The sequence below is a fragment of the Paenibacillus sp. FSL R10-2782 genome (genome assembly GCF_038592985.1).
Taxonomy (GTDB): Bacteria; Bacillota; Bacilli; order Paenibacillales; family Paenibacillaceae; genus Paenibacillus; species Paenibacillus terrae_C.
The window spans coordinates 1,870,582-1,896,191 of the sequence record NZ_CP151951.1 but is presented as its reverse complement, the minus strand read 5'-3'; the positions used below and the strand labels follow the sequence as shown (position 1 = coordinate 1,896,191).

The following is a 25,610-nucleotide window of genomic DNA, read 5'->3' as shown; positions in this document are numbered from 1 at the left end:
GCTGGTGAGGAGCGTGTTTGAACACACCATTACTCCCTGGAGTACAATCAACTAAACCAGAACCAACCGAAGTCGAAATTAGAGCCTGGCAAAAATATGAACGTAACCTTCTACATTCCCTTTACCGGCTCCAGCATGAAAGTGCGCTCCTCGTAGCCTTAGTCATAGGCTCTACAAGTTGTCTGCTTCCCCCTTCTGCTCCTTGTCCGCCACCAGTTGCTTCTATCTGGCAAAAGCCGGATGCGGCTGGCATTGCTGGAGGAGCCTTTGAAATCAGCGGTAATTTTGCAACCGTTTTCAATATAAACTATGGCATTCTCCGACCATTCTGCTGTTTCCAAATCGCTTATTTGCAAATTCCCATTATCATTAAACAGTACCTTTGAATTTCTAAACAATAACCTCCCCTCTTTCGGATTATGTTTATCTACGATCTTGCAGATTCTACCTTGTTCATCCATAGTATGGCATATTTATCCTTTTTCGTCTTTGTAAAAATTAAATATTTGTAGAAAAAAAGGGGGCTTGAGGGGATTGGAATATAAAGTATTGGTAAATAATACCTATTTATCAATACTTTATTTCTAATCAAGTATATGAATTAGCCTTATAAAAGATTAATTATTAAAGTCGGGTACAGTTTGGGAATAGTCATTATTCCACGACCACCAACATCTATGTTCATCTTGAATACAGCTCAAAAATTTCTTCGGCTCAAGTGATAGGGCAATACATTGTAAATCCCTTATGCAAAAAAAACTCCTAAATCGCCACAAGGACAAATCTAGGAGCTAGTTGATTAGGATTGTATCTCCCATTGAACATAAAATAAAGCCAATTTTATATTATAATATCTATGAATCATTACTATAAATACAAGAAAATCACTGGATATCACAGACCATATATGGTAAAATGGGTACATCAGGAAAGGAGGTGCGTCAACATTAATAATTATATGTTGAGCGTATCCCTTACCCGGTCCGTTATTCTCTAATTTACAGAGTTGACGGAGGCGCGGGATACGGATCAAAGCTTTAATTAAGCGCTACGGGTAAAAAGACCGTCCTCGGACGGTCTTTTTTATGTTAAACACCACACTATCGTAACAAGATTACATACTGGGAAAAGAGGTCATTCTATGTCTATTCGACCGGGGAATGTGGAAGAGTTTAAAGATTTAGCAACTATATGGCTGGAAGCTTCCATAGAGGCCCATCATTTTATTGATCCACAATATTGGACATCACAGGTTGGCGAAATGGAAGACAAATACCTTCCTCTAGCTCAAAACTACGTTATTATACAGGACGATCACACTATTGGTGGCTTCGTTTCTATGATAGATGGATATTTAGCGGCCTTGTTTATACGAGTAGATTCCCAACGAAAAGGGTATGGCAAGTTACTACTAGATTGGGTTAAGAAGCAATATGATCAGATCCAATTGAAAGTATACCAGTCCAACACGAAGGCATTTAACTTTTATACCAAAAATGGCTTTATCATTCAAGAGGAATCCGTTGATCCAGCAACCCGTGAAAAGGAATTTATAATGGTTTGGACAAAGCACATGTAACATTAAGTTATATTATCTCAATGAAGTCAAAGGCTCTGCTCCCGTATAAATACGGTAAAAGCAGAGCCTTTTATATTTTACCTGCGCTAATATATATATTCTCTCATTCCAGCCCGTAAACCTCGGTATATAGAATTTGTCTAAACGGCGCAAAATCCTGCTCTGTCAGCGCATACGGATAGCTCATAATTTGAAGCCTCAGATCGGTCTGCCCTGCCCTCAAAGGTGGCTGTACATACTCAAAATCGTTGAGATGGAATCCCAAACGTTCATAAAAACCAATTCTTCTCCGAGTCCATTCATCCTCAGGTGGCTCAACCTCCAGCACTACCAGTTTATCGGACTGTGAAATAAATCTGCTCATGAGCTTTTTACCTAACCCGCCACCACGTATAGCCTGATCTACCGCAATATGCTCTACAAACCGAAAATGTGTAAATTCCCAGCCTGCCAGAAAAGCGATCGTATGCCCTTGCTCATCCTTTTCAGTGATTAAGCGATAAGAAGGATGAGTAAGCAGAGCCTTTTGCGACGCAAAGATTCTACATTCCGTTTCAGGAAAAGAGGCTTCCATAATCGCATACACTTGTGAGAATTCAAGTTCATTCATTTTATATTCCCTGCTCCTTTAATGATTATGTTATTTCATACCTTGTGTAATTCCGTAAGCGTCAGCAAAATATGCTCCAATAGCTCCGGGATATCCTCCATCTGATCTTCATTAATTTGTCTGGAAAATCGAAGATCAATCTTGTTTTGGTATGTAGCTGCCTTCTCCCCGTAAACAAAACTGAGCGTTTGGAGCGGCCTAAGATCCGGCTTCCAAATTTGCGTCAATAAATCTTCAATCTGACTGCACTGTGTTTCAATCTCACGAATCTCCATATAGAAGCTGAGCAGCAGCACGCATCCGGGGATTTGATCTTCAATTCCCAAAATTTCCGCAGCCAGGTTGTTTAAATCTGCATTCAAGCGAATTTCTGCCGTCACACCGGGTCGTTCCGTCAGCCTAAACTGTATAGCGAACTCACGCGACATCACGGACATTTCCAATCGGTCGATCCGTTGCGTGATTTCAATACGTGAATCCAGATTATCCAGATCATATACTGCATTTTCCATAGCTACTTTTAAATTATCAAAAACCGTCGGGTCAAACATGTTCAATTCACCTCTGCCTGTCATTCCATATGCTTCATACATTTAACACTCCAATAGGTTTCCAATCCAATGAGTATATCATAAATGTTGGCCGCCAAGAAATTCACCGAATTTCCAGCAAAAAAGCTCTGATTATATTTTCCATTTTGAACTGTTAGTACATATTTCATTTCCTTTTCTACAGAACTTCCTTAGATTTTACTTCTGAGGGATGAAAAAATACACCTTTGTAACAAAATGTTCTATTATATTTATTTTATTGATAAATATTCCTTTTTATTGTTCCAATTCACTGGTAAATAGTATAAAATTAATCTGAGTTCTATTACTAATATATTCATATAAATGAATATAAATCCCAAAAAGAGAGGTCGTTTATTCATGAAAAAAACGTTGTTAGCTTCATTAGGTCTGACACTTATGTTAAGTACTTCTGCCAGTGTCGCTTTGGCCGAAGAAGCAAATCCTGTACCAGTAGCAAAGGAATCAACTCTAACCTCTGTACTTGAATATAATGAACAGGAGCCAAATGATAGTTTTGAACAAGCTAACTATTTTTTTATAGGTGATGCTGTCATCGGAACCCTTGGTAAAGAGGTTCAAGGAGGCTGGGAAGCCTACGATGTATTTAAAATTAAGGCTTTTAGATCGAACGAAGTTCAGTTTATAATTGAAGGCAACAAATACCCTGATTCTTGGATGGAACTAACTCTTTACGATAGTAATGGTAAACGAATTAAACGTTCAAAAAACGCCCAATATTCTTTAAATGCTGATCTTGAAAAAGGTAAGGAATACTACCTAGCTGTCGATGTACCAGGACTTCAACCTGGAGGAAACGTATTTTACTATAAAATCTCTACTGAAGTTATAAGGTAGCCTAAATAAATTTATGTAACTTTCCAAATAGTTAAATTATTATTTACTGCCTGCTGTTGTGTTGGATACATACAAAAGGCGCGTACAAAAATCAAAAAACTCTAACTACACCAAGAGCCTCGACCCTATCTCAAGGGGCGAGGCTTTTGTAGTTCAGTCATTCTATTCGGTGCACTCAGTTCTTTTACCCCTGTGTAAGTCTTACGACAAACGCGAGCTAAAGTCCTCGTAGGAGAATTGACGGATTACCTTAATGCCTTCTTCGTCATTGTAGCTGGCGATGGCTGGCAGGTTGACTCCGTTAAACATGTGGTTTTTGACCATCGTGTAATGGGCCATGTCGCAGAATACAAGCTTGTCTCCCGGCTTCAATGGCTCTTTAAAGGAATAGTCGCCAATCACATCTCCTGCTAGGCAAGTAAGGCCACCGAGTCTGTAGGTGTACGCATACTCACCAGGCTTGCCTGCATCAATGATATTCGGACGATAAGGCATAGCCAGTACATCAGGCATATGACATTCAGCCGAAGTATCCAGAATCGCAATATCCATTCCGTTTTTCATCGTATCCAGGACTGTAGCAACCAGATAACCGGTATTCAAAGCGATAGCTTCGCCCGGCTCCAGGTAAACCTGTACACCATATTTATCCTGAAAATATTGGATGCAGCGTACCAGCGTGTCCAGATCATAGTCTTCTCTGGTGATATGATGACCGCCGCCAAAATTAAGCCATTTCATTTGCTTAATGTATGGCCCGAACTTCTCATCCACGACTTTAATGGTGCGCTCCAGCGTGTCGGAATTCTGTTCACACATCGTATGAAAATGAATACCATCCACGCCATCCAGATCCTCAGGTCTAAAGTTAGCCAAGGTCACACCCATTCTGGAGTTGTTGTAGCAAGGATCATACAGCGGAGTTTCGATTTCCGAATATTCCGGATTCACCCGAATTCCAATGTCTATCTTTTTGGAAGTCACGCCTTGCACCTTACTTTTGAACCGTTTCAATTGATCGAAGGAGTTGAAAACGATGTGGTCAACATACTCCAGCAGCTCGTCAAATTCACTGTCAACATAAGCTGGTGCGTATACGTGAACCTCCTTGTCCATTTTTTCGCGACCCAGTCTCGCCTCAAACAATGAACTGGAAGTTACGCCTTTTAAATATTTACCAACCAGAGGAAATGTCGAAAACATCGAAAATCCCTTAAGAGCAAGCAAAATTTTGCAGCCTGTTCGCTCTTGAACAGAATTTAAAACCTCAAGGTTTTTCACAAGAAGTCTTTCGTCAACAAGGTAACAAGGTGATGGAAGTCCGCTAATATCAATATTCATCACAGGCCTCAATCAAGCAACGTTGGCGTGAAGCTCTCTTGCCATGGCAATCCGTGTTTATTCAGTGCTTCCATGAATGGATCTGGATCAAATTCCTCAACGTTGTATACGCCTGGTTTTTTCCAGATGCCTTTAATGATAAGCATTGCGCCAATCATGGCAGGAACGCCTGTCGTGTAGGAAATGGCTTGAGAGCCAACCTCTGCATAACATTCCTCATGATCACACACATTGTATACATAATACGTTTTCGGTTTTCCGTCTTTAACGCCTTGGATGATACATCCAATGTTCGTTTTACCCTTGGTTCTAGGTCCCAGGGAAGCCGGGTCTGGCAAAATGGCTTTCAGGAATTGCAATGGAATGATTTGCTGTCCTTCGTAATCAATAGGCTCAATGGAAGTCATGCCTACGTTTTGAAGCACGTTCAAATGATTCAGGTAATTGTCCGAGAAAGTCATCCAGAAACGGATTTTTTTCACACCTTTAATGTTCACTGCAAGAGATTCCAGTTCTTCATGGTACAAAAGATATATATTTTTCGGTCCGATTTCAGGAAGGTCGTATACCTTTTTCTCGGAAAGGGGCTCAGTTTCAATCCACTCTCCATTTTCAAAGTAACGGCCCTTCGCCGTAATTTCCCGAATATTAATTTCCGGATTAAAGTTAGTGGCAAAAGGGTATCCGTGGTCCCCTGCATTCGCATCTACAATATCAATTGTATGAATTTCATCAAAATAATGCTTTTGAGCATAAGCCGTAAATACTCCAGTCACGCCTGGATCAAAACCGCTGCCCAGCAGAGCTGTAATGCCCGCTTTTTCAAATCTTTCTTTGTAGGCCCATTGCCAGCTGTATTCAAACTTCGGCGTATCCGGCGGTTCATAATTCGCCGTATCAACGTAATGAACGCCTGTCTCAAGGCAAGCATCCATAATCGTCAAATCCTGATAAGGGAGAGCCACATTGATAACTACATCCGGTTGAAAGCTTCGAATCAGGTCAATGACCATGTCGGTGTTGTCAGCATCCAGCTGAGCCGTTTGTATCTTCGTACGGCCTCCACCCAGCTTTTCTTTAAGCGCATCGCATTTCTCAACAGTTCTGCTCGCGATACAAATTTCTTCAAATACATCTGGGTTTTGGCAACATTTATGCACCACAACGCTGGCCACGCCACCGGCGCCAATAATCAATGCTTTTCCCAAAATAAATAACCTCCTTATTCCATACGCTAATCGCTAATCATTCTTGCAAACAAAATGATTATAATGACATCCCACCAAATAATCAAGAAAAACGATAATTTGCAGTGTAAAAATTCACACCACTATGTCACAAAAATTTTACAAATCCCAAATTCAGGCATGAAAACACCATAAAATAAAGAAAACAATAGCTCTTCCGAAGGCGTTCCAGGGAAGTCAGTGCACGTTTAAAGGAAGTTTTTTCGCACTCAAAGTAAACAGCCTTAAAGAGCTAATATTATCTTATTTCTAGTAAAAAGGCCACCCGCTATTTCCTATGAAGAAGATTCAGAGGGGGGAAAATGATTGGCTGGTACTGTAGGATTGTTTATCCATGAATAAAGCCGCCCCCGATGCGGGAACGGCTCTGTACAGTATTAAAGCTTATTAAACCATGATTTTGCAAATATCGTTGGTGAATTCAACCGGGTCTTGCAGTGGCAAGCCTTCGATCAATAGAGCTTGATTATACAGCAATGCCGTATAGAGATTGACCTTCTCCTTGTCCTCGGCAAAAGCCTCTTTCAAAGAGTTGAACACCGCATGGTTGATGTTGATTTCCAGCACTTTATTCGCTTTGACATCGGCGTTGTTCGGCATGGCATTTAAGATTTTCTCCATTTCAATCGTCACTTCGCCGTCTGCGGACAGACACACCGGATGCGTCTTCAAGCGCTTGGAGGCTTTAACACTGGATACCTTGCCTTCCAGCAAGCCCTTCATGTACTCGAACAGCTCTTTGTTGTCGTTTTGTTCCGCTTCTGTTTCCTTCTCATTCTCGTCAGCCTCAATGCCCAGATCGCCACTGGATACGGATTTGAATTCTTTCTCCTTGTAGCTTATGAGCATTTTAATAGCGAACTCATCAATATCATCGGTGAAGTACAGAATTTCGTAGCCCTTGTCAGCCACCATTTCGGTCTGCGGCAGCTTCTCAATACGCTCGTTGGACTCTCCGGAAGCATAGTAAATATACTTCTGATCCTCAGGCATACGAGATACATATTCGTCCAGTGTAACCTGCTTTTTCTCCGTAGAAGAGTAGAACATCAGCAGGTCCTGAAGTGTTTCTTTATGGCTGCCATAATTGTTGTAGACACCAAATTTCAATTGTCTGCCAAATGATTTGTAGAATTGATCGTACTTTTCCCGGTCATTTTTGAGCAGGGTCAGCAGTTGGCCTTTGATTTTGCTTTCGATATTTTTGGCAATCAGCTTCAACTGGCGGTCATGCTGCAACATTTCTCTGGAAATGTTCAGCGATAAGCTTTCGGAGTCCACCATACCTTTGACAAAGCTGAAATAATCCGGCAGCAGGTCAGGCGATTTTTCCATAATCAGCACGCCGTTAGCGTACAGCTCCAGTCCTTTTTCATACTCCTTGGAATAGAAATCAAACGGGATATTTTCTGGAATAAACAAAATAGCCTGGTACACCACCGCGCCGTCCGCGCTGACATGGATATGCTGGAGTGGCTTGTCGTAGCCATAGCGTTTTTCCGCATAAAAATTTTGATAATCCTCGTCGGTCAGCTCGCTTTTGTTCTTTCTCCAGATAGGAACCATACTGTTAATATGCTGTTCTTCTTCGTAATCTTCGAACTCGTTGTCACTGCCCTCTTTCAAACGTTTGCCTGTAACATCCATCTTGATCGGATAACGGATAAAGTCGGAGTATTTCTTGATCAGTGCTTTTAAACGATACTCGTCCAAATATTCGTCGTAGGACTCATCCTCGGTGTTTTCTTTGATTTTCAAAACAATCACAGATCCGACCTCGTCTTTTTCAGCCGGTTCAATGGTATATCCATCTGCACCTGTGGATTCCCACTTATAAGCGGTATCGCTGCCCAGTGCCTTTGTAGTCACTGTAACAACATCCGCAACCATAAATGCCGAATAGAAACCGACCCCGAATTGTCCAATGATGTCATGTCCATCCTTGGATTCATTTTCATTTTTGAACGCCAGCGAGCCGCTTTTAGCAATGACACCCAGATTGTTTTCCAGTTCTTCCTTGGTCATACCAATCCCGGTATCACGAAGAGTGAGCGTTCTGTTCTCCTTGTCGGCTGTTACTTTGATATAGTAATTTTCTTTGTCAAAGACCAGTTGATCATCCGTCAACGCTTTGTAATAAATTTTGTCAATTGCATCACTTGCGTTGGAGATCAGCTCTCTTAGAAAAATTTCCTTTTGCGTGTAAATCGAGTTAATCATCATTTCGAGCAGACGCTTGGACTCAGCCTGAAACTGTTTTTTCTCCATTCTGATATCTCCTTTCGAATATGAACCTTATGTAAGGTAAGGCTGCACATGGGGAACCGTCCAAACTGGAAAGTCTGTTAGCACTCCCCTCATTTGAGTGCCAGCCTACCTTTTTTTATAACATTCCTCATTTTTTATGTCAATACGATGGATGCATGATACAGTCCCAATTCCGAAATTGTTAGTGCCTGATCTGCTTAAACATCACGTTAAACATCTCGACAGAAGAGGGAAACAGCCCTTGTACATGGGGAATCAGGTTATCCCTGATGCGCAACTCATCCGCGTCCAGATGCTTCAAATCCTCATGAAAGAACCATACGACAGGATAGTCCCCATCCTTATGTCTGCTTCCTGCATTCAGACAAACGGGACCCTGGTCGTCCTCTGCAATTGCAAAGGGAATATAGCCTGCCGATAGCAAGGGCGACCATTCGCGGAGCAAATCGTGAAATCCCTTCAAGCCTTGACCCACAGGCAGTCGCGGAAACTCAATAAAGGCACAATCGCTCCAGTATATTCCAGGAATGAATTCGTTATCGAATTGCAAAGCCACATAATGATAGGACATGATGAAACTTCTCAGCAAGGGAGGAAGCTCGAAATGATAGGTTTCCTCAAGATCCCGAACCTCCTGCTCTGTGATCTGCGAAGGAAGAGGCTTCCACTTGATCCAGCCTTCCTCATCGGCATTGCCGTCACGCATCTCGAAGGGTACATTTTCTACCAAGTCCATAAAAAAAGCCTCATCCATATGTGCAAATAACTCCTTCATGGATGTGCGAATATCCGCCTTCTTGTCCATGTCCCCGCACCTCTTTCCTTTCTATATCAGATCTGCATCATGTGCCATTAAACATTTTTTCAAGTTCAGCTTAACAGATTTTGCTTTTATCATCGTTTTTAAAATATTAGTATTACCAGCGCAGAGGCTCATGGTTACCCAGATGGTCCAAAGCTCATGGATACATACATTTATAGCTTATAAAACCGATATAAGTACAAGCACCTCGTAAAGTGTCAAGACTACATAAGGAGATTGATCTATTCATGAAAAAAATTACCGCACTTGTTATCTTGTTCCTGCTGATCCTTGTAACCCCGATCTATGCTGCTGCACCAGTACCCATGCTGGTTTATGTGGATCAGAGTAACCATTCTTTTATCCCACTCCGTCTCCTGAACAGCTATGAAGGGGTCACCATCAACAAGACGACTAAGGACAAAAAGATTGAGATTGCCCAGGGCGATACCCGGCTCACGTTATTTGCAGGACAGTCTGTGGCCAAAGCTAATGATCAAACGATCCGTTTGCAAAAGGCTCCTTTTACCGATAATGGTTCCACCTACGTTCCCCTGAAGTTCATCAGTCAGCATCTAAACCTGCAAGTCTCATGGCAAAAGGAAGCCTCATCGGTACATATCAGTCAAGGCACAGCGTCTGTCTCGCTTCCGGTACTCACAGGCAAGCTGCCCGGCAGTACCACACCGATCACGAAGGCTCATAAAAGCTTCAAGGTCGGATCACGCACCTTCTCCGCTAAGGTGGTCACCATCTCCATGCTTCATCCCAAGGTGAGTCTGGACGTGGCGCTGGCAGGGAATAGCATCGGCAAGGTGGAGAACTTAAGCGGTCTCGCCAAACGCAATCAAGCGGTTGTAGCTATCAACGGTACCTACTTTGACGCCTATACCAAAAACTCCTACAAAACGCCTTATGGCTACCTGGCCAGCCACGGGAAATTGTTGAAAAAAAGCTCTGGCGACCAACGAACCGTCTTCACGTACGATGCTAACCATTTGGCCGAGCTGGTTTCAGGTCCTGCCTTTGAGCAGCGTTTAAGCCAAGGCAACGTCGAAGGCGCCCTTCAAGCCGGACCTCGTTTAGTGACGAACGGAAAGGTTTCCCTGAATATAAAAGCCGAAGGCTTCAAGGACCCTAAAATATTAACAGGCGGCGGGGCCAGAAGCGCCCTCGGGATTACACGGGATCATAAGCTAATTCTCCTGACCACAAGCGGAGCCACTATTCCACAGCTTGCTCAAATCATGAAGCAGGCTGGTGCTTATCAGGCCATGAATTTGGATGGCGGTGCTTCCAGTGGGCTGTATTACAACGGTTCCTATCTCACCACACCCGGCCGCCAGATCAGCAATGCAATAATTGTAAAATATCAATAGATTTTAAGGCTGTCTTCGCGGATGTGTACGCCGTGCGGGTAGCCTTTTTTCCATTTTCATAAGTTCAGGTTTGCACCTGTTCAGGGTTTCCGCATATTCAAGCGGCTTGTCCGGGTCGTTACAGGGTTCATCCTGTCTTTACAATCGAATCAGACTTGTAAAGCTATTACTGCCTTCGCCATGCTACGTTCATTGTGTAATCCTCTTGATTTTGGTCAACGAATCTCCGTTTTTTTCGCGTATTCTGCGTATCCATGTATGTCACATTGCTAAGGGGAATTTTCCCAGTATATAAAGTATAGCAATGCTTGCAGGGACAGACAACATGCTTAGGTTAGCATCCGTTCTACACAAAAAAAGCCTTCTTTCACTATATAGTGAAAGAAGGCTGCTTTGTGAATTTAAGCGACGCTAACCTGCTGTTAGATCATAAAAGATTTAGTAATAATAACCAATAAAATAAACAATACCAGAATTGCGCCTGTGGATGTCCATGCTCCACCGTAACCAACTTCACCCATGTCTGAATCCCTCCTTGCTTTAAAGCATACTCTTATCGTATGAAGAAAAACGGGTTACGACAGGGCGCATTGGCAACGTTTATTTGGCATGGTAGGACTTCTTCTTTTTTCATATCTATTCCTCCAGAGAATTTCAATATTAGTCTCATTATGCCCCAAAATAATACTTATAGATATCATTAATGTTTATTGTATTCATCATTTAATGTTTTCCTTTAGATATCTTGTCTACACTTTTAGAATAAGTGAGGTGTAGAAGATGGACGATAAAGAAGTTCTCAAATTAGTGGGTGCTAGGATACGTGCTTTGCGAAAAGAAAAGGGCTTGTCTCAGGAATCGCTTGGAGAAAAAGATGGATTTCATTTTTCATACATAGGGCAGATTGAACGTGGGGAAAAGAACGTATCGTTATTGAATATAGCTAAAATTGCAGATGCACTGGATGTTAATTTGATTCAGCTTTTTGCTTATGTAAATGAGGAAATTAAGGTTACAAAGCATGAAGCCGAACTAAATGAAATACTAACATTGCTTAGAAAGTCAAACCCTCAAAAAATTAAGCTAGCGAAAAATATTGTTAAAGAGATTTTAAACAATGAATAATGACACGCACGCATACGTGGTTCAGTTACATCGTGTAGAAACATATCAAAAAAGCCGCTCATCAGATTGATCTAATGAACGACTTTTTTGCGTACTGATTAGTAGCGTGTTTACGTCTTTTCAGTGTTTCTAATTTCTTATCATTTCCTTAATTCAGCAAGTACCTCTTTCGCTAAAGCAACAATATTGGGTGCGTTAAAGCCAAAGGCTTCTACAACTTCGGTTCCTTTACCGGATGCGCCAAAACGATCAATGGCTAACATCTTTCCGTCCAGTCCGATATAGCGTTCCCAGCCAAAGCTTGCCCCCATTTCAATGCCAACGCGGGCACGTATTGCTTTGGGCAAGACTCTTTCTTTGTAAGCTTCGTCCTGCTGATCAAAAACAGATGTGTTCGGCAAGCTTACGACAGATGCTGAAATGCCTTCGTTTTCCAAGATACTCTGTGCTTCGACAGCCAGCCTCACCTCTGAACCACTTGCGATTAACAGCAAATCTGGTACTTCTTTGAAAGCAGGCGCTAAAACATATCCGCCTTTTTTCACACCTTCCAACGCCTTTTCAGAGCTGCCTGCAAGGATCGGCAGAGCCTGACGTGTAAGGACAAGTGCTGTCGGTGTTGAAACTGATGAGATCGCCACATGCCAGGCAGCGATCACTTCATTGCCGTCTGCGGGACGGATTACATTTAAATTCGGCATCGCACGCAATCCTGCCAGTTGCTCAATCGGCTCATGGGTAGGTCCGTCTTCTCCTACGATAATAGAGTCATGGGTTAGTACGTAAATCACCGGAAGTTGCTGAATGGCCGCCAAGCGTATAGCTGCTTTTAAATAATCGGAAAATACAAAGAAAGTTCCTCCATAAATCTTTAACCCACCGTGCAGTGCTATGCCATTCATTTCAGCTGCCATCGCAAATTCACGTACACCAAACCAAATGTTACGTGCTGCTGGGGCTGTTTTAGAAAAACGTTCATCTCCTGCAATTAATGTCTTATTGGAGCTCGCTAAGTCAGCTGAACCTCCAAAGAAATAAGGGATCCGCTGTGCAATCAAGTTCAAGATGTCACTGCCGGTATCTCGTCCTGCTTTACTTGAGCTTGCTTCGTAATCAGCCAATGGTTTTCCCCAATCTACGGGCAGTGTATTGGTAAAGCTGTCATGAAACTGTTTAGCCAGTTCTGGATAACTTTCCGTATAATTCACCATTAGAGCCTGCCATTCAGCCTCGGCTTTGGCACCACGAGCTGCTACTTTTTCACGAAAAAGGGTATATACTTCCTCTGATACGGTAAAAGCCGGTAGTCCCCATTGATAGCTCAATTTTGCCGCAGCCGTTCCTGCTTCTCCCAGAGGTGAACCATGAACTTTATGCGTACCGGCATGCGGTGAGCCATACCCGATCACAGTCTTCACTTCAATAATTGTAGGTTGTGTATGATTTTCTCGTGCCAAGTCAATCGCTGCAGTAATCTCGGTAAGATCATTGCCCTCTGTAACCAGGATATGTTGCCACCCACTGGATTCAAACCGCTGTTTTATATTTTCTGAGAAAGAGTGACTCAGTTCTCCATCCAGCGATATGTCATTGGAATCGTATAGCATGATTAATTTATCCAATTGCTCATGGCCGGCATGAGAGATCGCTTCATTAGCCACGCCCTCCATTAAATCACCATCTCCGCACAAACAATATGTGTAGTGATCCACAATCGGAAATGACTCCTTATTATATAAACCTGCTAAATGCCGTTCTGCCAATGCCATGCCAACAGCCATCGCCACCCCTTGTCCCAAGGGTCCCGTCGTCGCTTCCACACCGTCGGTGTGTCCGACTTCTGGATGCCCGGGCGTTCGGGAACCTAGCTGGCGAAATTTCTTCAAATCGTCAATCGTCACATTAAAACCGGATAAGTGAAGCAAACTGTAAAGGAGCATGGATCCATGGCCAGCAGACAGAACGAACCGATCCCGATTTTCCCATCGCGAATTTTTGGGATTTACAAGTAATGCCTGTGACCAAAGAGCATAAGCCATAGGTGCTGCTCCTAAAGGTAATCCGGGATGCCCGGAGTTTGCTTCATCAATCGCGTCTAAAGATAATGCTCGGATGGCCATAACGGCTTGAAGGTCTTGCTGGTCAAATCTCATAAAGTTTGTCCTCTCTTCCTGATCCTCGTTTTTTATAGTGTTCATTTATATTGTTTATTGCGCACTGCTTTTCGGCTTTTTCAGGCTTACCAAAATCATAATGAGCAGCACCACACCGATCCCGATCATCGTTATCGTTTTTCCACCCATCTGGTTTAGCCCGCTCAAGAACAGCCCCACTACACCAAAGTCGGAATCGGAGAAGGTTGCGTTGGCTAACCCGAGATCCCCTAAAACAGGTATTAATAGAATGGGCATGAAACTGATGAGCACTCCGTTCACAAATGCGCCTAAAATGGCGCCACGCACACCGCCCATGGTATTTCCAAACACTCCTGCTGCTGCTCCTGTGAAGAAGTGCGGGACAACCCCAGGTAAAATAACAGTCCCGCCGGATAAAACCAGAATGAGCATGCTGACAATCCCCCCCACAAAACTGGAGAAAAAGCCTATCAGTACCGCGTTCGGAGCATAGGTATAAACAATAGGGACATCCAGCGCCGGTTTGGAATTCGGTACAATTTTCGAGGAAATCCCTTTAAATGCCGGTACAATTTCAGCCAAGACCAGACGTACACCCGACAAGATGATAAACACGCCTGCAGAAAACAACCCTGCCTGAAGTAGCGCAAATAAAATATAGTTTTTCCCGTTACTCAAGTGACTTTCGACATAAGCCGGACCTGCAAAAAGGGCTACAATGATGTAGAAGACCGCCATCGTTAACGCAATACTGACCGTACTGTCCCGCAGAAAGCCGAGTCCTTTAGGGAAATTGATTTGTTCAGTGGATACAATGTCTTTCTTGCCTTTCACTGCCATACCTACCAGCCCGCCAATAGCAAAGCCGACCGCGCCAGAATGCCCCAAAGCCACATTGTCATTGCCCGTTAATTTACGGACAAATGGCTGCACAACGGCTGGAGAAAGCGACATGAAAATACCTACAGTCAGCGCTCCAAAAAGGATAAGGGAGACGGATGTGAAACCACTCACTGATAAAATGATAGCAATCATACATGACATATATAGCGTAATATGACCTGTTAAAAAAATGTACTTAAATCGTGTAAAACGAGCAATCAACAGGTTCACAATCATACCAAAAAACATAATCAATGCGGTGGAGGAACCATACTTACTCACGGCAATAGCCACAATAGCTTCATTATTTGGAACGATACCGCTTACATGAAACGCTGCTTTAAACATATCGCCAAAAGGGGCAAGAGCTTGCTGCAAAACACCTGCGCCTGCGCTGATGACAAGAAATCCTACAAACGTTTTGGTCGTTCCCTTCAGGATATCCGAGAGATTTTTCCGCTGAGCCAGCAACCCTACCAAAGCAATCAACGCAACTAGCACAGAAGGCTCACTCAAAACGTTAATCAGTATATTCAAAGCTTTATTCATATGGGCCAATTCTCCTTACAATAGATTTTTATCTTGTAAGACTGCTGTTAGTTTTGTGCGTAATTCCTCAAGATCGATAATGTTTTCCAGAACGACCACATCACCCAGGCTCGCTCCGCCTTCAGCAATGTCTCTGGCAAGAAAAAACACATCTGCGCTCCCAGGCGTAGCGGAACCCAGATCGGAATGATCTACTTCCACACCCTCTACGCCCATCTCATTCAATAGCTGCTTAATATTCATTTCCACCATAAAGCTTGTTCCCAGACCAGAACCACAAACTGTTAAAATTTTCATTTTTTATCGTCTCCTTTTTTTTGCATCATGGCTATAATTTCGTCCGCCGTTGTAGCTTCTTTCAAACGGTTTAACGAATCGTCGTTGACCAGAAACGAAGTCAATTCCGTCAGCGCCTTTAAGTGCAACTTATTGTCAATCGCCGCTAGGCAAATAAACATATCAATCGCATGCTCCGGCTGATCAAGCAGCAACACCGGTTTTTTCACTCGCAACAGCGACATCCCCAATTTCTGCACACCTTGTTCCGGCCTTGCATGTGGGATAGCAATTCCTTTGCCGACATGAATAAAAGCACCGATTTCCAAAACTCTGTTAATCATTGCCTGTGTGTAGTCAGGTGTAATATAGTTCTGTTCCTCTAATGGTTTGGCTGCTAGTTGAATCGCTTCCTTCCAATCCAGGGGAGCATCCGTGAATCGAATTTTATCTACAGTTAAAAGCTCGGACAACATAGGGGAATGACTCCTTTCAATTGAACGCATCTGTCGTAAATGATTTGTTAAATCTGTATAAAGTGCTTTTTCGCTTTTAATCGTGGCATGTTTCCGTATGGTAGCCATTAATTCATCTATGGGCACCGCAGAAGGTACGGGCAGATCAAAATCAGCAGCAACAGCTTGTTGCAAATAATCTTCTTCTAATGCGGTTAATAATGGGCGAGTCAAGTAAACAGGTTTGGATGATTCCAAATAAATAGTAGAAAAAATCATGTCATAGCTATCCGGAGATATCTTTTTTAATTCTGCAACCGAATGTGATTCCGTAAAATGCACGCCCGGAAATAGCTGACACAATTGCGTCCGTAACATCATGGAGGAACTGATCCCGTTTGGACATACAATTGTAGCCCGGTATACTTTAGGTTCAAGTTCTAATCTGCGGACATGCCCCCCAAACAAAATGGTAAAGTATCCAACCTCTTCATCCGAGATCCACTCCCCTGTAAAATCAGACAATGGCTTCAACGCTTGCTTGACCAGTTTGAACAGGGCATCATGTTCTGCTTTGATAGTGTCAATTAAAGGATTAGATAAAGGCACTTCACACATAATCCTAAAGTAAGCTGGTACCAGATGCTTGTACAAGATCGATTGCAAAATAGGTTTTTCTTTAAAGGGTACTAGGGTCAGGCGTTCTACTTCCCTGATAATTTCGTCAGATACATAATTCAGCTCTTCACTGGGATAAATATGGGGCACGCCCTGCGTAGCTGACAATAATTGAATCGTTAGATATACGATCTCCATCTCATGCACTTCATTAAACAAATAAGCGGATAATTTCTTACCCATTAGAAAGAGTGGTTGTTGTTGTATTAACTCTGTTTGCTTAACGGGCAAAAACAGTTCATTACGCCCATAGCGGAATTGCAGAAACAACAGCTCATAAATAAGTTGATCCAGCCTGTTGCCCACAAAGACGACCTGATACTCATGAGCCATATCGATTAATTGCTGCTTGATCGTTGTACTCGCATCTTCATATTTCCAACTATCCATCACCTGCTTGATACCCGGGCGTCCCATCGGCAACTGTAATAGTGTCCCAATACATACCGATGCAAATCGCCGCTTGTGACGCTCTTCTCCCTCCAATTTAAAACCGTCCGTTCGGTTATAATCTAATTTGACACCTTCTCCCTGACAAAGCGCACGTAGCTTTTTGACATCTGCCAAGGCCGTATTCCTGCTTACCTGGAGCAAAGACTGATAATGAACGATCGAAATCGGCTCCCGCCGAATATACGTGTATAAATAAATCAAATACAGTCGTTCATTCTCTTGAAAAACCAGTTGCTTGCGACCAAGTGATAACTCCTCATTTTTCCAGTATTTCTTAACTCTTTCGTCAATCTTAAACCCCATTTCAATTACTTCAATCTTCGGTAATTCCAACTCAATTAGTCCGGCATTTAATTTATTCAGCGTATATTCAAACTGTCGAGGCGATAAATTCAATTGAAGTCTCAACTCCGGAATTGACAACTTCGGATAGTTAACCATCTGAGTTAGCAATTGCAATGACTTGTGGTCAAACATCTTATGAGCCTCCTTGTGCTTATTATAAATGAAAATTATGAGCCATATCATAGCTGTTGAATCCAATCTTTGTTGTGATGTTGGCAGGTGTATTGGACTGAAATGTCATCCTTTACTTACATGCGAAAGGCAAGAGGCTCCTGTAAAATCAATAGCGTGACTTGTAGAGGGGAAGGCAATAATTCTACAAAACAGGTATGCCCTCTACAGGGTGCGCTCAAACGCAAGCTAAGTCACACGCCAAATCATGACCACCCGTCCAACGGGTGGTTTGCTCTTGGGGTATAACCCCCTGTTACCAAACTGCGCCTAAAGACGCTAGCCTGACCGAAAAACTGTTCAGGCTCAGTGTTATTTGTCACTTTCACTTACCAGTTAAACTGGTTTTACTTCTTTTTGCTCTTGTTACTGCTAAATGGATCTTCGTATTCTTTTACACTCAGCTTATCTAGTGCTTGATCATGTGCTTCTTGTTCACGAATATACTTTCTTACCGTTGCTTCATTTAGGCCCACTGTACTTACATAATACCCTTCTGCCCAAAACTTTCGATTTCCGTATTTATACTTGAGCTGAGCATGCTTCTCGAATATCATTAGCGAACTTTTTCCCTTTAGATATCCCATGAACGTTGAGACAGCAATTTTCGGTGGAATCGCTACCCACATGTGAACATGATCGAGCATCATGTGACCTTCTATAATTTCTACTCCCTTGTACTTACATAAACGTCTGAAGATTTCGATTAAATCTTTTCTCACTTGATTATAGATTTCTTTCCGTCTATACTTCGGGGTGAATACAATGTGGTATTTGCACATCCACTTTGTGTGAGCTAGGCTGTAGCTCTTGTTTGCCATCTAAGACCATTCCTTTCTTTTGAGCCTGAACATCTCAATTTTATTGGAATGGTCTTAGTGGTGAAACCCTCGATTCCTCCACCCGCATAGCGGGTGGTTTTTTGTTTCGCGCGTTTCACGCACTCAACTGGCTAAAGCCATAATAAAAAAAACACGCCCCATGTGGCGTGTTTTATATGATAACGGGATCTTTAGTTTAAAGAACCTACCCAATCAATTCCCCTAAACCCTTACTTCCAAATCTCGTCCGCAATCTCTTTAATGAAGGCAAGCTTTTTCCACTGCTGCTCTTCTGTCAAAATATTGCCCTCTTCTGTCGAAGCGAAGCCGCATTGTGGGCTAAGGCAGATGTGGTTGATGTCGACGAATTGAGTCGCTTCCTTAATGCGGTTAATGACCGTCTGCTTATCTTCCAGCTCACCTATTTTCGAGGAAACGAGGCCCAGGACGATCTGCTGCTGGCCTTTCAGATGCTTCAGCGGTGTGAAATCGCCTGCACGGTCAGTATCAAATTCGAGGTAGTAGCCGTCGATGTTGTCGATGCCGAACAGAGTTTCGGCAACTGGCTCATAGCCACCCGAGGATGCCCAGGTGGAATGGTAGTTACCACGGCATACGTGGGTTGTAACGACCAAATCGGCTGGAAGATCATTTACGGTTTCCTGATTCACGCGGGCGAACAGCTTTTTGGTATCTTCCACATTCTCACCCGCATGCTGTCTGGCTTCCCAATAGTTTTTATCGCAGAGCATGCCCCATGTGCAATCATCCAGCTGCAAGCTGCGGCAGCCCTCATTATACAAGGCTTGAATCACGGATTTGTAAGCTTTGGCAATATCCGTCACCAGCTCATCCAGATTACTGTAATAGGTATCGGTTGTTTCTTTATTTTCTCCACGCAGCAGCTCGGCCAGGAATTGCGCAGGTGCCGGAATGGTTTGACGTGCAATGGCATCCTCACCTGCTACTTGCTTCAAGAATTTGAAGTCTTCAATGAAAGGGTGACGGGAGTGACCGATTTTACCAGTCAGGCGTGCAGTTTCCGCTCTTGTTTCCACACCTTGGAATTGGTAGCCGTTCGAAAGCTGTACCTTTTCCACGCCGTCCAGCCCCCACATAAAATCAAGATGCCACCAAGAGCGTCTGAATTCGCCGTCTGTCACAGCTTTAAGTCCTACGGATTTTTGCTTTTCTACCAGCTTTGTAATTTCGTTGTCTTCAATCTTTCTCAGTTCATCCGCAGAGATTTCGTTGTTTTGAAATTTGATTCTGGCGTCTTTGATTGCTTGTGGACGCAGAAAGCTGCCGACCATATCATGTCTGAAAGGGGTCACTTTTCGTTGGGATGCATTGTCAAGGATGCTGCTCATTAGGGTTATCTCCTTTTTCGCTTCTGTAGTGAAGTTCTTGTAAGAAAGATAACACACATTTTCAGTTATAATGTAAATCCAATAAACTATAGCTAGTTATAGCCTAAAGCTATACCAATCTTTTTACTCGCCTATCGCCTCATGCAGCGCTTCTACATAGACGGAAGCCAGCTTGGAGAGCGAAGCATTTTTATGACAAATCCATCCCACATTAATAGATTCCTCACATTCCAAAGGCACGGAAATAATCTCATTACCATTCAAGTCCGCGCTGATCACCCCGGTAGAAATGGTATACCCATTCAGGCCAATCAGCAGATTGAAAAGAGTTGCCCGGTCATTGACACGAATGCTTTTGGGATGCGACAACGTACTGAGAATTTCCTCGGAGAAGTGAAAGGAATTGTACTCCCCTTGCTCAAAGGACAGATACGGATAGGGATGAAGCTGGTCGATGGTCACGCTGGACTGCCGGGATAACGGATTATTCGTGCTGATAAAAATATGCGGCTTGGCGGTAAACAGGCTGTTAAATTGCAGGTTCGCATCCTTTAGCAGCTTGTTAATGACCTTGGCGTTAAATTCGTTCAGATATAAAATTCCGATTTCGCTGCGCAAGCTTTTGACATCCTGTATGATTTCATGGGTTTTCGTCTCCCGCAAAGCCAGCTCATACTCGTCCTGTCCATATTGATTCACCAGATTCACAAATGCATTTACAGCAAAAGCATAATGCTGCGTGGATACGGAAAAATGCTGCGGTGAAGGCTTGGCATCCAGATAGCGACTTTCCAGCAGCTCCGCCTGTTCGACGACCTGACGCGCATAACCGAGAAACTCCACACCCTCCTTGGACAAAGAAATACCCTTATTGGTACGATCAAAAATCGTGATATGAATTTCTTCCTCCAGATCCCGAATCGCGTTCGACAGACTGGGCTGGGAAATAAACAACCGCTTTGCCGCCTCATTCATGGAGCCACGATTGGCAACCTCGATGACATATTTTAATTGTTGTAAGGTCAATGCATGGTGTCCTTTCCGTTTGTGTTTCTTCTATATATATAGCATATGATAACACTGCTGTTTAAGAAACCCCTAAACCCAAAATAACACCTCCTCAAAATGGTAATATCCATTTCAGGGAGGTGCTCTTGTATTATTGCTTTAATTAACGGGCTTCACCATTCGTGGCGATCAGTTTTTGATACCAATAGAAGCTTTGTTTACGAATACGGCGCAAATCTTTGAGATCAAACTCTTCCCGATCCACATAGATAAACCCATACCGCTTACTGGAGCCTTGGTGGGTACTGACAAGATCAATCGCAGACCACGGACAGAAGCCGAATATGTCTACGCCATCTGTAATAGCCAGTTGAATCTGATCAATATGTTTCTTGAAAAAGTCAATCCGATAAGGATCATTCACGACATCACCTTCTTCAAGCTTGTCAAAAGCTCCCAAGCCATTCTCTGTCACGATTAAAGGTAAATGATAGCGAGAATAAATTTGGCGTAACGTGGATCTAAAACCGACCGGATCAATCTCCCATCCAAACTCCGTCGTTTGCAAATTGGGATTCACCGAGCCTCTGTATGCTCCAGGCTCACCCACAATTTCATGCTGATCTCCTGTATGTGAAAAATCATTTCCGTCATCCAAGCTTTCTCCTACGGTTTGAGAGGTGTAATAATTAAAAGCGATAAAGTCCGGATTTCCCTTCGCTAATATGTCCATATCGCCTTCTTCAATGACAGGCTCATATCCTTTTTCGATCAAATAGCTCCAGGCAATGTGATTGTATCGACCAAATACCGCCATATCCAGATAGAGCCAGTTGCGAATGGCTGCATAGTTATCAGCCGCCAGCATATCTTCTGGCTTGGAACTGGCCGGATATATGACCCCAATATTCGGCGCAGGTCCTATTTTCGCATCAGGCAGCATCTCATGGCACAAAACCATCGCTTTCGCCTGCGCTACTAACATATGATGATTTTGTTGGTACAGTACCTTTTGCGGATTTTCCAGGCTTGTATCTAAAGTTCCGATGGAGCCGGGATGGAGAATCAGCATATTTTGCTCATTGATGGTTAACCAGTATTTCACCCTATCTCCAAAGTTCTCATACAACGTTTTGGCATACTGCTCGAAGGCGTCAATCGTCTCCCTCTTCGACCATCCGCCTTGTTTTTCAAGAGCATATGGCAGATCAAAATGATACATGGTAACAATAGGTTCAATACCATATTTAATGAGTTCGTCAATTAATGAGCTGTAAAACGCGATTCCCTTCTGATTAACTTCACCTGCGCCCTGTGGATAAATACGTGTCCAGGCAATCGAGAAACGGTACGCTTTAAAGCCCATTTCAGCCATCAAAGCTACGTCTTCTTTGAACATATGGTAGTGATCACTGGTTACCTTAAAATCAGTGACCCCTTCGACGTGATTAGCCATGTCAATGACAGAGGGGCCTTTTCCATCTTCGTCCCATGCCCCCTCCACTTGATAAGCGGAAGTTGAACCTCCCCAGAAAAAATCTTCGGGAAATGCCTTCAATTGATCATGTTTCATGATATAGTCCCTCCAGTTATAGTTATATCCTTCTGATGTTCGCAATCCATGTATGTGATGATGACGCTTTCCTATATCATACAACCAAAGTTAACAATACTTCGTTTTTCTGAATCTGCTCCTGATTTGTCTCGAATACGTCCACTTTATTTTTAGTAAGTGTAACGATGACAGGCGTCACGATTTCGTATCCTGCCTCTATAATCTGTTCCCTGTCGAATTGGATTAACAATTCGCCTTGTTTCACACTGTCGCCCTCTTTAACCACTGGATTAAAATGCTTCCCTTTCAGCGCAACCGTGTTAATTCCGATATGAATCAATATCTCTGTACCCCCATTTGAAGTCAAGCCTATCGCGTGTCCTGTGGGGAACAGCGAGGTTACGACTCCATCTATCGGCGCTACGACCTCACCGACAGACGGTTCAATGGCTAACCCTTTTCCCATGGCCTCTGTAGAAAATGCAGAATCATTCACTTGGCTCAGTGGTATAGTCTTGCCTGTGATCGGGCTGTATATCGTTTCTTTCTTGATGTCGACGGCCACGGGTTCTTCTGTTTTCACGGATTCATCCATTTCCGGGGTCCCCCCCTTAACCTTACTTTCATACCCAAAAATAAGGGTCAGTACCGTTGCAACTATAAATGAACATGAAATGGCAATCACGTAAATCAAGGTTGGCGTATACACTGGAATAGCAAAAATATTATGAAAAACATAAGCCGTCATTTTTACCCCAAAGTGTCCATTGATGGCTCCGCCTATAGCCCCTGCGATAATGACAATGGGAATGACACGTTTAAAGCGAAGCACCAGACCATACACAATCGGTTCTGTCACACCAGCCAGCAATCCTGTAATACTCGTGGAACCGGCAAGAGTTCTAAGTGTTTTATCTTTTTTCGCCTTCAGGAAAATACCAAATGCGACACCAATTTGAGCAAATACTGCTGCTGCAGCCATCGCCTCAATCGGATCACCGCCAACACCGATATTTTGAATCGTGATGGGTGTAAACCCCCAGTGAAGTCCGAAGACGACCATAAAGGTCATAAAACCGCCAAGAACAATCCCTGACAAAATGCCACTTACACCGATTAACCATGTCACACCTGAAGAAATCCAATCTCCTACCCCTGTACCGAAAGGTCCGAATGCGATCGCAGATAGCGGAACCATAATCATTAAAGCCAGCATCGGAACTAAAAAAAGCTGTAGATCCTTAAGAATGATCTTCTTCAAAAACTTGTCCACCAACGCATATATGCTGATGGATATGAAAACCGGGAAAACACTGGCCGAGTAGTTCATCATGACCACCGGTATTCCTAAAAACGATACATCAGAGCCTTTGTCCATCAGCCCCGTAAAGTTGGGTTCCATGAGGGCCGCACCGATGACACCGGCTACATAAGGATTCGCCTTCAGCTTTATACCGAGCGTGATCCCTAGCAAAATCGGCAAGAAGTAAAACACAGCATTCCCCGCAGCGGACAGGATCAGATAGGTATCACTTGTCGCAGACATCCACCCCAGCAAGGTCAAAACCGTCAGGAGTGCTTTCAGCATACCCGAGCCCGCCATCACCGGAATCAACGGAGAGAAACTGCCGGAAATAACTTCAAAGATTGTAGATATGACCGATCTCTTCTTTCCGCTTGATTCACCAGCCGCAGGAGAGTCCGATCCAAAATCCCTGTTTTTCATGATCTCCGTATATACATAGGCAACGTGGCTCCCGATAACCACTTGAAACTGCCCTCCGCTTTCGACAACAGTGATGATGCCCTCATGCTTCTCTAGCGTTTCTCTTTCGGCTTTTCTTGAATCTTTCAGGTCAAATCTGAGCCGTGTCGCACAATGCACAAGCCCGTTAATATTTTCTTCTCCTCCAACGAGGCGTACGATGTCATCGCCCATTTTCTTATGGTCCATGTTCATTCTCCTTCTGGGCAGATTGTCTGAAAACAAAAAAATACCTAAACGAAAGGCCTGTGTAATCAAAGAAAATGATCACTGCCATTCATTTAGGTATCGCCTGCTTAACCAGTAACAATCCTTATATTTAAGTTGTGAGCCTACTATAAATCACTCAGAAATCGTTTGCAAGCTTTTTTTTCTAGGAACCAGCCATATCGGTTCTGGAAGTCACACGCTGTATATGAATCGTCAAGTACACCTTTTCATCAATCGACATAGCGCTTTCATGCTTGCTTTCCAGGTATTGATTAATCAAATGGGTACATTGAAAAGCCTTCGTGTATTTATCTTTGACCTGCTCATACAAGAAGTTGTCGCCTGAAGCTCGTTGCTCTTGTTCGTTACTCAGCATTCTTTGAGCAAAGTATTGTAAATGAGTAATAAACCGGGAATAGTTGAATGAAGTTTCATCCAATGCCAGCTGATAGTAATCGGTTACAATGTTGAAAATGTCATCAATGACCTCCGTAATCTCAACTGTTTGCTTCATTCCCTGACCGTCTTGCCTTGCATTGACAAAATGCATGGCAATAAAGCTTGCTTCATGCTCGTCCATGTGAATACCAAATTGAGCGTGGATCATATCCAGTGCATTCATACCAATCATAAATTCTTTTTTGTAAAATTTTTTAATTTGCCACAAAAGTGAATTTTTTAGTCCCACGGATTTCCTGTACCGAGAGATAGCAAATTGAATATGATCAATTAAAGAGATATAAATGTTATCACTAAAAATATCTCCCATTTCCTTTTTCGCGTTCCCTACAATTTCATCCGCCACCTTTAAATACTCTACAGATGTTTCTCCAATGAGATCAATTAATTTTTGCGGAATTTTATCGGACTTTAATACAAAAGTTTTTTCTATTTTTTCCTCATCGACCCTCTGACCATTTTTCTTTTTAAAGCCCAGACCATTCCCTATGACAACAAATTCATGACCAACCTGATTTTCGGCCCGAATAACATTGTTGTTAAATATTTGCCGGATGATCATATATCTACTCACCTCATTGATGTAATGACAAAGTTTGTAATAACAAAAAAAACCAAATAACGACTAAATAATTAGTCATTATTTGGGTATCGCCTGCTAACCAGTAACAATCCCGAAGGTTACTTGCCCCTTCAT

General features: G+C 43.0%; 22 protein-coding genes. 5 read left to right on the top strand and 17 right to left on the bottom strand.

The window, feature by feature from the left end:
- Positions 1-17 precede the first annotated feature (17 nt).
- Both NST83_RS08805 and NST83_RS08800 read left to right on the top strand, forming a co-directional pair.
- Entirely contained in the window at positions 18-386 is a 369-nt protein-coding gene (locus tag NST83_RS08805) for a hypothetical protein (protein WP_342417339.1), read from the top strand.
- 755 nt (positions 387-1,141) lie between these two features.
- A complete protein-coding gene (locus tag NST83_RS08800) occupies positions 1,142-1,579 on the top strand; it encodes an N-acetyltransferase (protein WP_342417338.1) in 438 nt (145 codons plus the stop codon).
- 103 nt (positions 1,580-1,682) lie between these two features.
- Here the strand turns inward: NST83_RS08800 and NST83_RS08795 are convergent, their stop codons facing one another.
- Both NST83_RS08795 and NST83_RS08790 read right to left on the bottom strand, forming a co-directional pair.
- On the bottom strand, positions 1,683-2,189 hold the full coding sequence (locus NST83_RS08795) for a GNAT family N-acetyltransferase (RefSeq protein ID WP_342417337.1): 507 nt from the start codon (positions 2,187-2,189) through the stop codon (positions 1,683-1,685).
- Between the two features lie 35 nt (positions 2,190-2,224).
- Positions 2,225-2,740, bottom strand: coding sequence for a hypothetical protein (locus NST83_RS08790; protein WP_342417906.1), 516 nt, complete (start codon positions 2,738-2,740; stop codon positions 2,225-2,227).
- A 381-nt stretch (positions 2,741-3,121) separates the two neighbouring features.
- On the opposite strand from NST83_RS08790, the gene NST83_RS08785 reads away from it, so the two are divergent.
- A complete protein-coding gene (locus NST83_RS08785; protein WP_342417336.1) occupies positions 3,122-3,619 on the top strand; it encodes a hypothetical protein in 498 nt (165 codons plus the stop codon).
- Positions 3,620-3,820: 201 nt separating this feature from the next.
- On the opposite strand, the gene nspC is transcribed toward NST83_RS08785, so the two are convergent.
- From nspC to NST83_RS08765, 4 genes are all read right to left on the bottom strand, one after another.
- On the bottom strand, positions 3,821-4,960 hold the full coding sequence (gene nspC / locus NST83_RS08780; protein WP_342417335.1) for a carboxynorspermidine decarboxylase: 1,140 nt from the start codon (positions 4,958-4,960) through the stop codon (positions 3,821-3,823).
- 8 nt (positions 4,961-4,968) lie between these two features.
- Positions 4,969-6,168, bottom strand: a complete 1,200-nt coding sequence (locus NST83_RS08775; RefSeq protein ID WP_137062499.1) for a saccharopine dehydrogenase family protein — start codon at positions 6,166-6,168, stop codon at positions 4,969-4,971.
- A 426-nt stretch (positions 6,169-6,594) separates the two neighbouring features.
- Complete coding sequence (gene htpG, locus NST83_RS08770; RefSeq protein WP_342417334.1) at positions 6,595-8,475, bottom strand: molecular chaperone HtpG; 1,881 nt, start codon at positions 8,473-8,475, stop codon at positions 6,595-6,597.
- A gap of 181 nt (positions 8,476-8,656) precedes the next feature.
- Positions 8,657-9,280 (bottom strand): SMI1/KNR4 family protein, encoded by a 624-nt coding sequence (locus NST83_RS08765; protein ID WP_342417333.1) that lies wholly within the window; start codon positions 9,278-9,280, stop codon positions 8,657-8,659.
- 245 nt (positions 9,281-9,525) lie between these two features.
- Here NST83_RS08765 and NST83_RS08760 point away from each other — a divergent pair, with 245 nt between their 5' ends.
- Complete coding sequence (locus tag NST83_RS08760) at positions 9,526-10,656, top strand: phosphodiester glycosidase family protein (protein ID WP_342417332.1); 1,131 nt, start codon at positions 9,526-9,528, stop codon at positions 10,654-10,656.
- Positions 10,657-11,078: 422 nt separating this feature from the next.
- Here NST83_RS08760 and NST83_RS08755 read toward each other — a convergent pair whose 3' ends face one another.
- Positions 11,079-11,177, bottom strand: coding sequence for a YjcZ family sporulation protein (locus NST83_RS08755; protein ID WP_235332280.1), 99 nt, complete (start codon positions 11,175-11,177; stop codon positions 11,079-11,081).
- Positions 11,178-11,436: 259 nt separating this feature from the next.
- On the opposite strand from NST83_RS08755, the gene NST83_RS08750 reads away from it, so the two are divergent.
- The gene (locus tag NST83_RS08750) at positions 11,437-11,781 is read left to right on the top strand and encodes a helix-turn-helix transcriptional regulator (protein WP_342417331.1); all 345 of its coding nucleotides are present in this window, start codon (positions 11,437-11,439) and stop codon (positions 11,779-11,781) included.
- A 140-nt stretch (positions 11,782-11,921) separates the two neighbouring features.
- On the opposite strand, the gene tkt is transcribed toward NST83_RS08750, so the two are convergent.
- From tkt to NST83_RS08700, 10 genes are all read right to left on the bottom strand, one after another.
- On the bottom strand, positions 11,922-13,934 hold the full coding sequence (gene tkt, locus NST83_RS08745; RefSeq protein WP_342417330.1) for a transketolase: 2,013 nt from the start codon (positions 13,932-13,934) through the stop codon (positions 11,922-11,924).
- Between the two features lie 54 nt (positions 13,935-13,988).
- On the bottom strand, positions 13,989-15,347 hold the full coding sequence (locus tag NST83_RS08740) for a PTS ascorbate transporter subunit IIC (RefSeq protein ID WP_342417329.1): 1,359 nt from the start codon (positions 15,345-15,347) through the stop codon (positions 13,989-13,991).
- A gap of 15 nt (positions 15,348-15,362) precedes the next feature.
- The gene (locus tag NST83_RS08735; protein ID WP_044647107.1) at positions 15,363-15,644 is read right to left on the bottom strand and encodes a PTS sugar transporter subunit IIB; all 282 of its coding nucleotides are present in this window, start codon (positions 15,642-15,644) and stop codon (positions 15,363-15,365) included.
- On the bottom strand, positions 15,641-17,686 hold the full coding sequence (locus NST83_RS08730; protein WP_342417328.1) for a BglG family transcription antiterminator: 2,046 nt from the start codon (positions 17,684-17,686) through the stop codon (positions 15,641-15,643). The genes NST83_RS08735 and NST83_RS08730 overlap by 4 nt, the downstream gene beginning before the upstream one ends.
- A gap of 386 nt (positions 17,687-18,072) precedes the next feature.
- Positions 18,073-18,546: an IS200/IS605 family transposase gene (gene tnpA / locus NST83_RS08725; RefSeq protein WP_342417327.1), complete on the bottom strand. Its 474-nt coding sequence runs from the start codon at positions 18,544-18,546 to the stop codon at positions 18,073-18,075.
- Between the two features lie 230 nt (positions 18,547-18,776).
- A complete protein-coding gene (locus NST83_RS08720) occupies positions 18,777-19,916 on the bottom strand; it encodes a 5-methyltetrahydropteroyltriglutamate--homocysteine S-methyltransferase (RefSeq protein WP_342417326.1) in 1,140 nt (379 codons plus the stop codon).
- A 123-nt stretch (positions 19,917-20,039) separates the two neighbouring features.
- Positions 20,040-20,942, bottom strand: a complete 903-nt coding sequence (locus NST83_RS08715; protein ID WP_137062490.1) for a LysR family transcriptional regulator — start codon at positions 20,940-20,942, stop codon at positions 20,040-20,042.
- A gap of 145 nt (positions 20,943-21,087) precedes the next feature.
- Positions 21,088-22,497 (bottom strand): glycoside hydrolase family 1 protein, encoded by a 1,410-nt coding sequence (locus tag NST83_RS08710; protein WP_342417325.1) that lies wholly within the window; start codon positions 22,495-22,497, stop codon positions 21,088-21,090.
- Between the two features lie 76 nt (positions 22,498-22,573).
- Positions 22,574-24,433, bottom strand: a complete 1,860-nt coding sequence (locus tag NST83_RS08705; protein ID WP_342417324.1) for a beta-glucoside-specific PTS transporter subunit IIABC — start codon at positions 24,431-24,433, stop codon at positions 22,574-22,576.
- A gap of 184 nt (positions 24,434-24,617) precedes the next feature.
- A complete protein-coding gene (locus NST83_RS08700; RefSeq protein ID WP_137062487.1) occupies positions 24,618-25,475 on the bottom strand; it encodes a PRD domain-containing protein in 858 nt (285 codons plus the stop codon).
- Positions 25,476-25,610 lie beyond the last annotated feature (135 nt).